This window comes from Providencia stuartii (assembly GCF_029277985.1).
GTDB lineage: Bacteria > Pseudomonadota > Gammaproteobacteria > Enterobacterales > Enterobacteriaceae > Providencia > Providencia zhejiangensis.
The window spans coordinates 1025303-1039419 of sequence record NZ_CP119546.1; the positions used below are offsets into that span (position 1 = coordinate 1025303).

The window sequence follows — 14117 nt, forward strand, 5'->3', positions numbered from 1 at the left end:
TTTGTTCTATATAACACAATTTTAAAATCCTAGTGGAGTTATAATTATGCTTAATAAAGAAAAAAAACAAGATAATATACAGGAAATATTTATACCATCTCAAATGCAAAAAGCATTAATAAACTCTGCTATCACCGGTAGTAATCTGGAGTTATATGTTGAACAGTCTCATTTAAGAGTTACAGGCAATTTTAAAATAGATTTATTCGAAGAATCATGGCGTTTATTAATAGAAAGACATGATTGTTTAAGATCTGCTTTTTTGTGGGAACAACTGAAAGATATTCATCAAGTTATTTTAAATAAATTCTCTTTTAAAGTTAATGTAAAAGATATAAAGGGATATTCACACTCAGAGCAAATGGATATAATCAATGATTATATAGAATATGATGCTAAAAAAGGTTTTGATTTTAAAGTCCCACCATTGATGCGAATAACTGTTTTTATATTAGGAGAAAACACATTTGATATCATATTAACAATTCATCATGCTATTATAGATGGATGGTCAATCCAAATACTAACTAAAGAATTTACAAAAATTTATCAAGCACTATCAAATGGAAGTTTCCTAGAACTGTCGGAACCTGTCAGTTTTAAAAAGTATATTAATTGGTATAGAAAGTTAGATTTCAATCAAGCCAATTTATTCTGGGATAAAAAAATCGCAATGCTTGAGCTGGTATCAAAATTTCCGCTATCTATGAAGCCTCAAACTATCACTAATCATGAAAAAATATTCGGGAAAAAGGTATTATATATTGAAGAGGAAGTTACAGAGGGAATATTGGCATTTTGTGCGCGATGTGGAATAACTGAAAATTCTTTTGTTTCAGCGACATGGTCAATACTGCTAAGTTTATTATGTTCCATTGATAAAGTTGTATTTGGAAGTGTGGTATCTCAAAGACCTATTGATTTGGTGAGAGGAAATGAAATCGTTGGTCCTCTAATTAACAGTATCCCAATCATTATTGGTGTAGATGATAGACAAAACATAACTGATTTTTTAAAGTATGTACAAAATGAATTAATGGAAAGCTATAGCTATTCTTATTTACCTATCAATGAGATTTTAGAAAAAGTAGGAAGAATAGAAAGTAATAATAAAATAGATCAAAAATTGTTTGACACAATTGTGAGTGTAGAAAAACACTTTAAAGATACCACTCAAAATAAAGGCAATCTTTTAGGTTTAGATTTTAAATTTATAGATCAGCCAACACGAGTTGATTTTCCTATCGTGTTCAAGTGTAATTTGTATAAACTGGAGCTAGTTTATTTTAGTCATTATTTAGCTGATGACTATGCAGATAATATAGTTTCGATATTTTTGAAATTAATGAGAGCTATAATATTAAGTCCTAACCTAACGATTAGGGAGTTATTGCAGGACTTATCCAATTCATATCCTAAGTTAAAAGGGGAGAATCTTCCTCATCAACTAAGCTTAAATCAAGAAATACATTTAAATGCTAAGTTAAATCCTTATAAAAACGCTATTTCTGATGAGTTTAACACATATACGTATTTGGCGCTTTCAGAGAAGATAAAAAGTATAGCGTATAAACTAGCTATTAAAAAAGGTGAAGTAATAGGCGTTTACCAGGAAAGGGGAATCGATTCATTTCTTAGTATGCTTGCTATTCTTGAGTGCGGAGGTTGCTATTTACCTTTAGATATATCTTATCCACCTGAAAGATTAAGATATATAGTCAAAGATTCTAAGATAGGAAGAATAATTACTACCAATAGTACTGATAGAATATTTGAAAATATTGAATATATTTTTATTAATGACCTAAAATTGGTTGATAGTTCTATCGAAAATAGAGAAATAGTATTGGATTTAGATAATTCTGATGTCGCCTATATTATCTATACATCTGGTTCTACAGGAACCCCTAAAGGGGCAATTAATACCTATCATGGCATGAGATCATTGGTTACAAGCTGTAAGAACATAATGAATAATCAGATGAAGTTTGCTCAAACGATGCAATTTTCATCAATAAACTTTGATGCATCAATCTTAGAGCTTGTTTTATCCGTCGTTAGTTGTAGCTGTTTAAATATTATCCCTGAAGAAAAAAGACAGGACTTAAGTCAACTAGTTAAGTATATAAATGATAAAAGAATACAATTTGCATTTTTACCTCCTATCATTATTACTCATCTCGATAAAAATGAACTCAATGAGTTAGATATGTTATTAACAGGCGGGGATGTTTGCCCTGTTAACTTTGCTAGTGATTGGATAACTGAACCCTCTAAATCATTCTATAACCTATATGGCCCTACTGAAGCCTCTATAATGGCGACATACAACCCAATTCATGAAACTAAAAATTCATTATCCTTAGGTTATCCTTTACCAAATACGGAAATTAAAATTATTGATAATGAGGGTAATCTTTTACCTGCGGGGGTTGTTGGAGAAATTTTAATCATAGGTGAAGGGGTTGGTTTAGGTTATCTACATAACCAAGATTTAACCTCTCGAAATTTTAAATATGGAGGTTATTGTACAGGAGACTTGGCATACTATGATTGTGATAATATGCTGTATTTTATGGGAAGAAATGATGAGCAAGTTCAAATTAGAGGTTTCAGAGTTGAGCTTGGAGAGATAGAAAATATTATTAGAAAAAGCTTTAATTTTCAAGATGCTGTTATTATTTCAGAAAATGTATTAAATAATACAAAACTCTATTTATTTTTACTCTCTTCGGAGGGTAAAAACATAGATTTAAAAGAAATAAAACATGTTCTTAGGCCTATATTACCTAGCTATATGATCCCCAGTGAATTACACCTTATAGAAAATTGGCCAGTTACTATTAATAAAAAGATCGATCGTGCTAAATTAAAGGAAATGTATTGTACATCTAGAGTAAAACGTCAGACTTTATGTGATGGTAAAAAAACAGAGTTTGAAGAGGCCGTTATTAATGAAATCGCTGAAACTTTAAGAATTAATACTGATATCATTTCAAGTTTTGATGATTTTTTTGAAATAGGCGGAAATTCTTTAACTCTTACCACATTAATATTAAGGCTAAATAAAAAATTCAAGATGGATCTACCATTCCAACTTGTATATGACAATAGCCGTATAGGTGAACTCGCGAAGCGGATCGAAGAGCTAAACAATAGCGATATTAAAAATAATCAGCAGAACATAACTTCTGATTGTATTCTTGATGATTCGATAGCGACTAATTATTTATTGCCAATGGAAAATGTCAGTTCGCCTAAGAAAATATTATTAACAGGTAGTACGGGATTTGTCGGTGTTTACTTCATTAAGGAGCTTATTGAAAATACGTCCGCTGATATATATTGTTTAGTTAGAGGCGATGATGTTAATAATGCTACACGTAGAGTTCATGACAATCTGATCAACTATAATTTGTTCTCACAGAATGATCTAAAACGAATATTGATAGTCTTAGGGGATTTTTCAATATCAAATTTTGGAATAGAAGACAAATTATATAATAAATTATCTAAGGAAATTGATAGTATTATCCATTGTGGTGCGAATGTTAACTTGGCCAATACCTATTCTAGAATGTCGGGTGCAAATGTAAATGGTTCATTAAATATTATTAAATTTGCTACACATATTAAGTTAAAGCCTATACATCATATATCAACAGTTTCAGTGCTTGCTGGAATTATTGGGAAAGTTGATATTATCCATGAGTCTAAAATGCTATCCGAAGATATGTTACCGGAAAATGGCTATATTAGAAGTAAGTGGGCTTCTGAAAAAATGATGGATAATGCACGAAAAAAAGGTGTTCCTATAAACATTTATAGGCTACCAAGAGTATGGGGAGATTCATCTACAGGTCAATTAAATCCTAATGACTCTTTACTTATGCTTTTGTCTGCATCAATTGAAATTAAAAAATTCCCATTATTACCGGATGCATTTTTATCTTATATTATACCTGTAGACTATTGTGTAACAGCGATTAATATGATCAGTAAGGAAATTAAAGGGGTAGGCAAAAACTATCATGTTTTATATCCACAAAATATATCATTAAATAAGATAGTAAATAAAATAAGAGAAAAGGGAATAGAGTTAAACGCTGTTCTAATGGAAGAGTGGTTGGATACATTAAAAAAGTATGCTAGTGAGATTAATAGTAGTATGGTTATTAAATCTGCGGCATCATTCTCTCTTGGGTTTATACATGACATTTTAAACTCTAAATTTACACAGTTGGATAATGGAAATGTTATTAATGATATTAAGTTAGAAGAAATAGAAATTTCTAATGATGTCTTTGATAAATATATTGAATTTTTAATTTATTTTTCGAAACGTAATCGTTCTTATAACTAAAAATATTAAGTGAGATATGATGATTAATAGTTCTGTTTTTCCATATCATTTTAAAAGTAAGGCTAATGCTGTTATTGATCTTGTTTGTTTTCCTTCAGCAGGTGGTAATGCTGCTATGTATAATAAATGGAATGATATAACACCTGATTGGTTAAATATTTGCCCTGTAGAATATCCTGGCCATGGTAGTCGGCTGAAAGAAGCACTCGTGAATGACCCTGAAATAATAATTGATGAAATTACAAATGGTATTATCAATAAATGTGATAAAAAGATCGCTGTATTTGGGCACAGTGTCGGTAGTATTATTGCCTTACAAGTCATTAAGCAATTGCAAAAACAAAATAATGATAATCCATTAGAGTTAATTATTTTAAGTGGCAGACCGGAAACCTCAATGTTATCCCGTAGGCCAAAAGGGTATCACTTATTACCTAAAGAGGAGTTTTTAAAGGTTATTTCGGTTTATGAAGGTATACCTGAAGAGTTAATTAATAATCCTGAGATCCTTGATTTTTTCTTGCCAATATTAAGAAATGATTTTCAGCTAAATGATAAATTATCTGATGTTCCACCCATCTCAATTGACATTCCTGTAATGGCATTTTATGGAGAAAGAGACTCTGAAATTATAAATCATGACGCTATTAATAAGTGGGCAACTTATACAACGGAATGGTTAGGTAGTTATACATTTCCTGGTGGGCACTTTTACTTAAATCAGCCAGTAGTCAGAAAAATGTTATTGGATACGATTGTTACTAGACTCAAGAATATTCTTGAAATTTAATTTCTTTATTCATTGAGTTATAAACTTAATTTCGATTCAATTCTTTACTAGAAATAAGGTAAGCATGATGAATTATAATGATATATTTCTTCCTGTGAAGAAAAAAATATCTGCTTCTATTTTTTGGGCTTCTATCGCTCAAGTGTTAAAATTAAGCATATGGCTAAATTTAATATGGGTATTATATGAGTTAATGTCAGTAGATAAAAACTTTCCTTTTTTATCTATAACCTCCTTACTTGTAATTAGCATTATTTTTTATACATTAAGAATATATGCACATGATAAATCCCATTATGCAGCATTTGAGCTGGAAGAGATATTACGTACCAAACTAGTCAATAAAATTAACCAACTACCTATAGAAACAGTGAGAAATATAGGAGGGGGAAATCTAGTTAAAGTTCTCATCGATGATATTAAAGAGTTACATGCATTTGTTGCTGACGCGCCACCATTAAAAGCGGAAGCTTTTATTACACCGATATTTACATTAATAGTTTTGTTTATTTTTAATTGGTTTTTTGCCTGTATTGTTCTTGTTACGACATTAGTAACTTTTTTCTTATTATCTTTTATTATGAAAAAAGGAAAGCTAATGAAGGAGAACTATAATAATGCAACGGTTCAAATTAATAGCAGGATTATTGAGTATATTCAAGGCATGAGTGCCGTTAGAACTTTTGATGCAGGTGAAGGTTCATTTATTCAATATCAAAAAGCATTGGAAAATTATTGTCGCGTTATTTTTGACTGGTTACAATCCATGCGCTTATCCGCAAAAATAGCTAGAAGTTTATTTTCTGCCATGCCTATCAGCCTTATTCTTGTTATTGGGTTAACAATTGCACAGTATAATGAACAAGTTTCATTTATCACTAGCTTTTGCTTTCTTCTTCTTGCCGTTGGTATCGCGGAAAGTATTCATCCTATCATGGGGCTATTTCAAATTATTCAAAAATCTAAAGCTTCAATAGAGCGTATCTTTGAAGTTGAAAATCTACCTATATTATCTATTCCGTTAGATCCTAAAGTTCCAGAAAATAATGAAATTATACTTAAACAGGTTGGGTTTTCTTATGAAGAAACAGATAAAACACTTTCGGATATTAATTTAAGGATCCCTGAGAAATCTTTTACTGTTCTTATTGGTGCTTCTGGCTCAGGTAAAACCACTTTAGTCAATATGATACCTAGATTTTTTGATGCCACTGAAGGTGAGGTTTTATTGGGAGGGGTTAATATAAAAGATATTCATTATCAGGAATTAATGTCTCGAATTTCATTTGTGTTTCAAGATAATTTTTTATTTTCATGCTCGATTGCCGATAATATTCGTTATGGCTTACATGATATATCTGATGAAGACGTGATTGAAGCAGCCAAGAAAGCTGAAATTCATGATTTTATAATGAGGCTACCTGAGAAATATGACACGCTAGTTGGGGAACGAGGCCAGCTATTATCCGGAGGGCAGAAGCAGAGAATTACCATTGCAAGAACCTTCTTACAGGATAGGCCAATCATCATTTTAGATGAGCCAACGGCATTTTCAGACGCAAGAAACGAATTTTTGTTATTGAAGGCGTTTTCAAGGTTAATTGAATTAAATAAAACCGTCATTATGGTGACTCATCGACTATCAACAGTGACCGATGCAGACCAAATTATTTTTTTAGAGAAAGGAACGATAAAAGCTCAAGGTAAACATAATGAGTTAATAGAGCATTGTGCTGATTATCAGGCTTTATGGGATGAATATAAAAAAGCAAAAAATTGGTCAATTCCTACAGATCATGGAGTAAACAATGAAAAACTATATTAATAAAAGTACAAGAGAGACAAAATCATTGTTTAAAACATATGTAGGATTACTCAACGCCGCGGGGAAACAGAAAAAAATATTTATTCAAAGCTTGGTGTATACCACGATATCATCATGTCTTTTTGGCATTTCTTTAGTTTTATTATATCCCTTGTTTGAAGCAATAGATGCAAAGGATAGCGTATCCGTTAGTATTCACTTATCACTGGTCATTATACTATTGGTGGCTAGTTTTACGTTTAAGATGCTGTCAGAACGTTATGACGCGGATGGATACTCAACACTTGCAGTGACTGAGTTAAGAGAAAAGTTAGGTGATAAACTAAGGCATATCTCAATCGAATATCTTAACCAGTTTAGGTCTGGTGAGATTAATTATGTTTTGATGCAAAGCGTAAATGAGGCTGCGGTATATACCTTTATGCTACTGAATATCATAATCACTGGTGTTGTCATTCCTTTATCAGCAGCGATAGCTCTGTTGTTTTATAGTTGGCAGCTATCCTTGATTATGTTTTTAGTGTTTCCTATGGCAATCCCATTATATTTATGGCGTAGAAAAGCGTATCGCAGAGGCTTTAGTATTTTAGCTGAAGCCAATTCTAAATTAAAAGGTGAGGCTGTAGAGTTTATTCAAGGGCTAGAAGTCTTAAAATCGACGGGACAACATGAGGAAAAATTAAATCAATTTATTAAAGTTGCTAAAGATGTCGCAAATATTTTACGTATTGGTACAAAAAAAGGAGAAAAACCTAATTTAATCATTACAATAGCGATTCAAACAGGATTAATATTGATTATATCTGTCGGTGCTTATCTCGTTAATGTTGGTCATATTTCCTATTTACTTCTTGCTTGTGTGTTATTAGTGATTGCTAGGTCTACTGATGTTTTGAATTTCTTTGTACAAATGTCATCAATGCTAGAATCACTCGTTATAGGTTATGAAAAGTTACAAGAGCTACTGAATGCACCTTCATTACCAGAGAAAATATCACCTATAATGCCAAGTCGTTATGATATCGAATTTGATAAGGTTGATTTTTCATACAAAGGTCTTGATAGAAATGTTCTTGAAAATATTTCTTTTCGTATTCCAGAGAACGGTCTGACCGCGCTTGTTGGCGCAAGTGGGTGCGGAAAAACAACCATTACCAAACTTATTTTACGATTTGCTGATGTAACATCTGGCAGTATTAAAATTGGTGGCATTGATATTCGTGATTTATCTCAAAAACAACTGATGAGTTTAGTTTCAGTTGTGTTTCAAGACGTTTATCTGTTTCAAGATACCATAATGAATAATATTCGAATGGCCAAAATATCAGCCACAGATGAAGAAATCATCGAAGTTTGTAAGCAAGCTAATTGTCATGATTTTATTCAAAAATTTAAACATGGGTATCATACGCAATTAACGGATTTTGGTAAAAGTCTATCGGGTGGTGAAAGGCAACGTATTTCTATTGCTCGTGCTATCTTAAAAAATGCGCCTATCCTTATTTTAGATGAGCCTACAGCTGCTCTTGATACTCAAAATGAAATTGCCGTACAGAACGTTATTAATCGCTTAGTGCAAGGGAAAACCGTATTAGTTATTGCACATCGTATTTCAACTATTGTTGCTGCTAATCAAATTTTAGTAATAGATGATGGTCAGGTTGCTGAGCAAGGAACTCATAGTGAATTATTACAATTAAAAAGAATTTATTCCGAGTTTTGGAATTTACAACAAATTTAATCTATTTCTTTCCATTATATTGAATAAATTATTTAGATAACTAAATCGATTATTTAATTCATTTTTAAATGTTAGCTATATCTCTATGAGGTATTTATGCAAAAGAAAATGCTACCTTTGTCATTTGTTTGTTTGTTAATAACTGTTTTTTTAGATCAAATTGGTTTATTTCTAATATATCCTATTATTCCCTCTCTACTAGAATCTGTTACTCATGATTCTGTCATTGACAATGCTATTATCGGTGGGTGGTTATTAGCCACTTTTGGTATTATGCAATTTATTTTTGCCCCGATCATGGGAGCGATATCTGATAAGTTTGGGCGTAAGCCTGTGCTAATTGTATGCTTTGTTGTTTTTACTCTAGATTATTTTTTATATGCCATTAGTCATAATCTTTATTTATTATTTGTAGCGAGGATCATTGCTGGTATTGCAGGCTCTTCTATTATCGTTTCATTAGCCAGTGTTGCTGATATGAGTGATGAAAGAAGTAAAATGCAAAATTATGGTTTTCTTTTTGGTATCATGAGCCTAGGAATAGTTGTAGGGCCAGCAATCGCATCGATCGCCGTTCAATATGGTGTAAGAGTGCCTTTTTTTGTTGCCTGTATACTTAGTTTTATTGGCTTATTATGTGTAATCTTTTTATTTAAAGAAACGTTACCTATAGAAAAACGAAGGGCATTTAAACTCCATAATCCGTTCTCGTCAATTATCTACTTTTTTAAGTATAAAGGATTAGTTTATTTATTTATTGCAAATATTGTTTTTATGTTTGCTGTACAGTTCCCAACAACATTATGGCCATTTTTTACGAAATATCGTTTTGAATGGGATGATGTGAAAATTGCTACGTCCTTTGTGATTATTGGATTAGGCGGACTATTTGCACAAACGGTATTACTCAAAATAGTCAGAGTTTTTCTAAGCGATCAAAAAATTCCGTTATTAGGTTTTTTATTATTTATTATAGGGCTAATCAGTATTGCATTCTCAACGAGTGTAGTCGCTTTGTATATCGCTATCATTCTCTATAGTTTTTCTAGCATAAGTAACTCTTCCATTGTAAGTCTCTTTTCTTCGCAAGTTTCTGATTCGGAGCAAGGACAGCTAATGGGGGCTTTATCGTCTATCAGTAGTTTTTGGGCTGTATTGGGACCGCTGTGTGCAACGAATATGTATTATTATTCAGCGAATCTTTCTTTACCTAGTAGTGATGGTTATCCTTTTGTTTTTTCAGCTATATTGGTTTTGATTTGTATTCTTCCTCTTTCTATAGGGCTAAAAAATGCTTATTCAATGAATCATTCATTACAACAGGATGAGGATTTTCATCAATGAATAATAACAATATAAAAGAGGTTCCTGCAAAATTCTGGGCTTTATTTTTTAGTCTATATTCAACCCAATATATTGGTATTAGCTTTTTATCCATAGTGCTTATTTTGATATTACGTGAGAATGGGGCTTCATTAGATAAATTAAGTCTTATTCCGCTGATGTCATTACCCATTGCATTTAAAGCTTTGTGGGCTCCATTTATAGATAAGCATCTAAAAACAAACACGGGCCATTATCGTAATTGGCTGTTAGTTGCACAATTTTTAATGATTTCTTGCTTATTTATTATTTCTTTTGTTGATCCTTTGCATGAATTTTCATTGATTTTATTGGTTATTTTTATCTTTTCATTTATGACAGCAACGCAAGACCTTGCTTTATCAGGGCTGATTTGTAATATTTTTGATGCAAAGGACCGCTATCTCATTTCAAGCGTCAAAAGTGGCGGATCTATGTTTGGAAATATTATTGGTGGGGGAGTGGTTTTATTATTATATCCTTATATCGACTGGAATGGATGCATGTTATTTCTTTCGGTGATACTCGCTATCACTTGGCTTCAAGTATGGTTTTTTAATGAATATCAATATGAAAGAAAGAAAAATATAAATGAAAGAGTTGATAAAGATTATTGGAAAAGCTTATTTACCATTTGGAAAGGAAAAAAACGATGGTTAGCTTTTTTAATTATCTTACCATTTGGAATTTTACCTTCATATAATTTAATGTCACCTGCGCTCATTGATAGTGGTTGGTCTTTACCTGAAATTGCAATTTTATTGAAACTTTTTGGTTCTATCATTAGTCTAATCGCCATTTTCTTGAGTTCTAAGGTAGTAAAAAAATTAACAAGACGCAGAAGATTAGTGTATTCGACGGGGCTTCATTCATGTTGTCTACTTTCGTTTATTCCTATCTCGATGGGATATAACAGTCCTATGTTAGTTTACTCGGCATTTTTTCTCTATTATTTAAGCTTACCCTTTGTTTTTATTTCCATATCCACCATTATTATGGATAACGTTGCTGATGCTTTAGCTCCAGCGACAGCCTATAATGCGCAAGCAGCCATAGGATTTATTTTTGGTTTTGTTGTGGTTTCATTAAGTTTTTATCTATCTCAAACATGGGGATATTCTATTGTCACTATTGGTTCTATCTTAATTGCCTTTTTGGCAACCCTATTAGCAACTAAAGCTGTTAAGTGATTATTTTAATAATCTATAACACGTAATAAAACACAACGAATTTGGTGCGTAAAAATGACTGAAAATTTTTCGATTAAATCTTTATTTGAACCTAGTGATTATAATATTAATCAGGCATTAGATTATTGTATTAGTGATTTTCTAGCTCAAAGTGACGAAGTGGGTTGTTTTAATAAACAAGAGATTGATAATTTTTTTTCGACTTTAAAAATTCCAGAAAACACAGCAAATATGGATGATTATATCAAAGATATTAAAGAAATTATCATTCCTATGTGCTCCCATTTAGCTAATCCAAGTTATTTAGGGCATATGACAAGCCCATTACCTTGGTTTATTCCCCAGATAGGTAGGCTTATTCAATCATTAAATCAAAATATGGTTAAGATGGAAACGAGTCGGGGGCTAACACTATTAGAGCGTCAATTACTTAGGTTGCTTCACCAAGAAATTTTTCATTTTAATGATGATTTTTATTTTGATGTAAACAAGGATTTTAGTAAAACGACAGGTATTTTTACTAGTGGTGGCACTATGGCGAATTTAACCGCTATGTGGGGAGCTGTCAGCCAAGTAAAACAGAGTGGGGTCAATAAAATTGCAGTAATAGGCTCAGAATTAATGCATTATTCTTTCGATAAAGCCTCATCACTTTTAGGTGTTGAGCTCTATCGCATACCTGTAGATCACCAAAATCAAATTGTGGTTACTGAATTAGAGCAACAAATTAAAAAATGCCGCGCTGAGGGAATGACTATCGCTGCATTAGTTGCAATCGCCGGTACGACGGATTTTGGCTCGATAGACCCATTACATCAAATTGCTGAATTGGGGAGAAAATATCATATTCATGTTCATGTAGATGCTGCATGGGCTGGCGCATTTATTTTAAGTAAACAACATGTGTCTTTATTATCTGGTATTGAGAGAGCGGATTCAGTCACTATTGATGGACATAAGCAGATGTTTATGCCGATTGGAACAGGAATGTTATTTTTTAAGGATCCTCAATTTTCTCAAAATATCGTACATACCGCGCCCTATGCTGTTCGTCGCACGTCTCTTGATCAAGGAAGGTTTACTTTAGAAGGCACACGCCCTGCAAATATGCTTTATCTTCATGCTTGCCTGCATTTAATTGGTAAAAATGGATATGATGAAATTTTTAGTGTGGCTTTAAATAATATTAAAATTTTAGCTAAGCATATACAGGAAAATCCATGCTTTGAATTATTGAATGATCCTAAAATTAATATATTGAGTTATAGATATATACCGAGGATTTTCAGAAATAAAATGATGACACCAGAAGATAACATAATAATAAATCATTTTAATTATCAGTTACAAAAAGAGCAGCGGAATAAAGGAACAAGTTTTGTTTCTAGAAGTATTAGGAAATTTTCACAGCATGATAATCAAGAGCTTGTTTTCTTAAGAGTCGTTATTCTTAATCCTAATGTTAATGAAGAACATATGGTTTATATGCTTGAAGATCAAATTGAGATAGCAAAACAATTAGAGTCTTATCTTATGGCAGCAAGCTAATTACTATGAGTGTTATCTTGAAAAGATATGATAAGTCAACGTTAATTTTATGTCTAATGGAGCATACTTTCTTGTTATGAAAGGAAATACGGTAACAATAAACTCAATCAGAATATTCATTGATAATAATAAAATGAGTGTGTTTCAGTGGAAGGTGATTATTATCTGTTTTTTTATCGTGATGTTAGATGGATTTGATATTTCTATAGTCGCTTATTTAGCCCCAGTGCTAAAAAAAGAAATGGGCCTTTCCTCTAATGACCTTTCTTATTTATTTGTTTCTGGTGTTTTGGGGCTGATGCTGGGAAGTATGATTTTCGGGCCTATAGCGGACAAATGTGGAAGAAAAAAAATACTGATTATTTCAACTTTTTTATATGGATTTGGGGCTATTCTATGTGGATTATCAAGGTAAACGCGCAGCGATCTCATAAATTTCTTTACTTTCTGCTGCACGGATAGGAATAAGCAGGTCAGGGGTTTTGAGGGTAGTGATATCGCGTAATCCAATATAAGGAAAGACATGCGACTCCAAACTCTTTAAAACCTTTTCACTGTGTGATTCAGACCATTTTTTATTGCTGGCATGCCATTGTCTTGCGATGGTTTCAAAAGAGAGATTTGCATCAGAAGCTGCTTTAGCCACACGTTTTTGTTCGCACGGGTCAATACCGTCAGCAATCAACTTTCTTGCTTCATCACGTTTTAAACGCGCCTCTGATAAAGAGACATCAGGGTATAAACCCAATGCTAAGGTTTTCTCTTTACCTAAATGGCGGTAGCGTAACCGCCAGTATTTAGAACCGTTGGTGTGAACCAATAAGTGCAGACCTGCACCATCGGTTAATTTATAGGATTTCACATCGGGTTTAGCCGCCCGAATTTTAGCGTCAGTCAGTGCCATAGTGAGCTTCCTGAAAGATAAAGTGGGTACAAAATTCTATCGAACTAGTGTATACCCGCAATTGTACCCGCACAATGGGGTTGATGTGGGTAGAATCGAGTAGAATTCAGTGGAGTTGAAACTTTGGGAGAGTGTTGATTTTAGCGGGCTTTACAAACAAAAACAGACGTCGGTTGACGTCTGTTGATAATAAGGTGGTGCCCGGACTCGGAATCGAACCAAGGACACGGGGATTTTCAATCCCCTGCTCTACCGACTGAGCTATCCGGGCAACGAGGCGTATTAAACCTGATTTCACTGTGGGAGTCAAGGTGAATTCAAAAAACTTTCTATCAGATGCGCTTTTTTTCAACATGTTAGCCAACGATTGAACAATTAGCATAATAAAAAGACA

Annotated in this window: 8 protein-coding genes, 1 tRNA gene and 1 pseudogene; 8 read left to right on the forward strand and 2 right to left on the reverse strand. The window is 32.6% G+C overall.

Annotation, left to right across the window (positions count from 1 at the left end):
• The first annotated feature begins 46 nt into the window (after positions 1-46).
• From P2E05_RS04345 to P2E05_RS04380, 8 genes are all read left to right on the forward strand, one after another.
• Positions 47-4363 (forward strand): non-ribosomal peptide synthetase, encoded by a 4317-nt coding sequence (locus P2E05_RS04345; RefSeq protein ID WP_272657618.1) that lies wholly within the window; start codon positions 47-49, stop codon positions 4361-4363.
• Between the two features lie 16 nt (positions 4364-4379).
• Positions 4380-5153 carry a thioesterase II family protein gene (locus P2E05_RS04350; RefSeq protein WP_272657617.1) on the forward strand — a complete coding sequence of 258 codons (774 nt, stop codon included), beginning with the start codon at positions 4380-4382 and terminating at the stop codon, positions 5151-5153.
• Positions 5154-5217: 64 nt separating this feature from the next.
• On the forward strand, positions 5218-6978 hold the full coding sequence (locus tag P2E05_RS04355; RefSeq protein WP_251465175.1) for an ABC transporter ATP-binding protein: 1761 nt from the start codon (positions 5218-5220) through the stop codon (positions 6976-6978).
• Positions 6962-8719, forward strand: a complete 1758-nt coding sequence (locus tag P2E05_RS04360; protein ID WP_272657615.1) for an ABC transporter ATP-binding protein — start codon at positions 6962-6964, stop codon at positions 8717-8719. Before P2E05_RS04355 ends, P2E05_RS04360 begins: the two co-directional genes overlap by 17 nt.
• 96 nt (positions 8720-8815) lie before the next feature.
• Positions 8816-10063, forward strand: coding sequence for an MFS transporter (locus tag P2E05_RS04365; RefSeq protein WP_154635767.1), 1248 nt, complete (start codon positions 8816-8818; stop codon positions 10061-10063).
• On the forward strand, positions 10060-11271 hold the full coding sequence (locus P2E05_RS04370) for an MFS transporter (protein ID WP_272657614.1): 1212 nt from the start codon (positions 10060-10062) through the stop codon (positions 11269-11271). Before P2E05_RS04365 ends, P2E05_RS04370 begins: the two co-directional genes overlap by 4 nt.
• A 54-nt stretch (positions 11272-11325) precedes the next feature.
• On the forward strand, positions 11326-12819 hold the full coding sequence (locus P2E05_RS04375; RefSeq protein ID WP_163860753.1) for an aminotransferase class V-fold PLP-dependent enzyme: 1494 nt from the start codon (positions 11326-11328) through the stop codon (positions 12817-12819).
• Positions 12820-12952: 133 nt separating this feature from the next.
• Positions 12953-13234, forward strand: a complete 282-nt coding sequence (locus tag P2E05_RS04380; protein ID WP_276123099.1) for an MFS transporter — start codon at positions 12953-12955, stop codon at positions 13232-13234.
• Here the strand turns inward: P2E05_RS04380 and P2E05_RS04385 are convergent.
• Both P2E05_RS04385 and P2E05_RS04390 read right to left on the reverse strand, forming a co-directional pair.
• A pseudogene (locus P2E05_RS04385) lies at positions 13232-13723 on the reverse strand (tyrosine-type recombinase/integrase); the annotation flags it as partial. The gene P2E05_RS04380 and the pseudogene P2E05_RS04385 overlap by 3 nt on opposite strands.
• Before the next feature lie 195 nt (positions 13724-13918).
• Positions 13919-13994, reverse strand: a tRNA-Phe gene (locus P2E05_RS04390).
• Positions 13995-14117: the final 123 nt, after the last annotated feature.

Bases quoted from the DNA above. Each gene is read 5' to 3' on its own strand.
- P2E05_RS04345 (WP_272657618.1), top strand. From the start codon at position 47: ATGCTTAATAAAGAAAAAAAACAAGATAATATACAGGAAATATTTATA.
- P2E05_RS04350 (WP_272657617.1), top strand. From the start codon at position 4,380: ATGATGATTAATAGTTCTGTTTTTCCATATCATTTTAAAAGTAAGGCT.
- P2E05_RS04355 (WP_251465175.1), top strand. From the start codon at position 5,218: ATGATGAATTATAATGATATATTTCTTCCTGTGAAGAAAAAAATATCT.
- P2E05_RS04360 (WP_272657615.1), top strand. From the start codon at position 6,962: ATGAAAAACTATATTAATAAAAGTACAAGAGAGACAAAATCATTGTTT.
- P2E05_RS04365 (WP_154635767.1), top strand. From the start codon at position 8,816: ATGCAAAAGAAAATGCTACCTTTGTCATTTGTTTGTTTGTTAATAACT.
- P2E05_RS04370 (WP_272657614.1), top strand. From the start codon at position 10,060: ATGAATAATAACAATATAAAAGAGGTTCCTGCAAAATTCTGGGCTTTA.
- P2E05_RS04375 (WP_163860753.1), top strand. From the start codon at position 11,326: ATGACTGAAAATTTTTCGATTAAATCTTTATTTGAACCTAGTGATTAT.
- P2E05_RS04380 (WP_276123099.1), top strand. From the start codon at position 12,953: ATGAGTGTGTTTCAGTGGAAGGTGATTATTATCTGTTTTTTTATCGTG.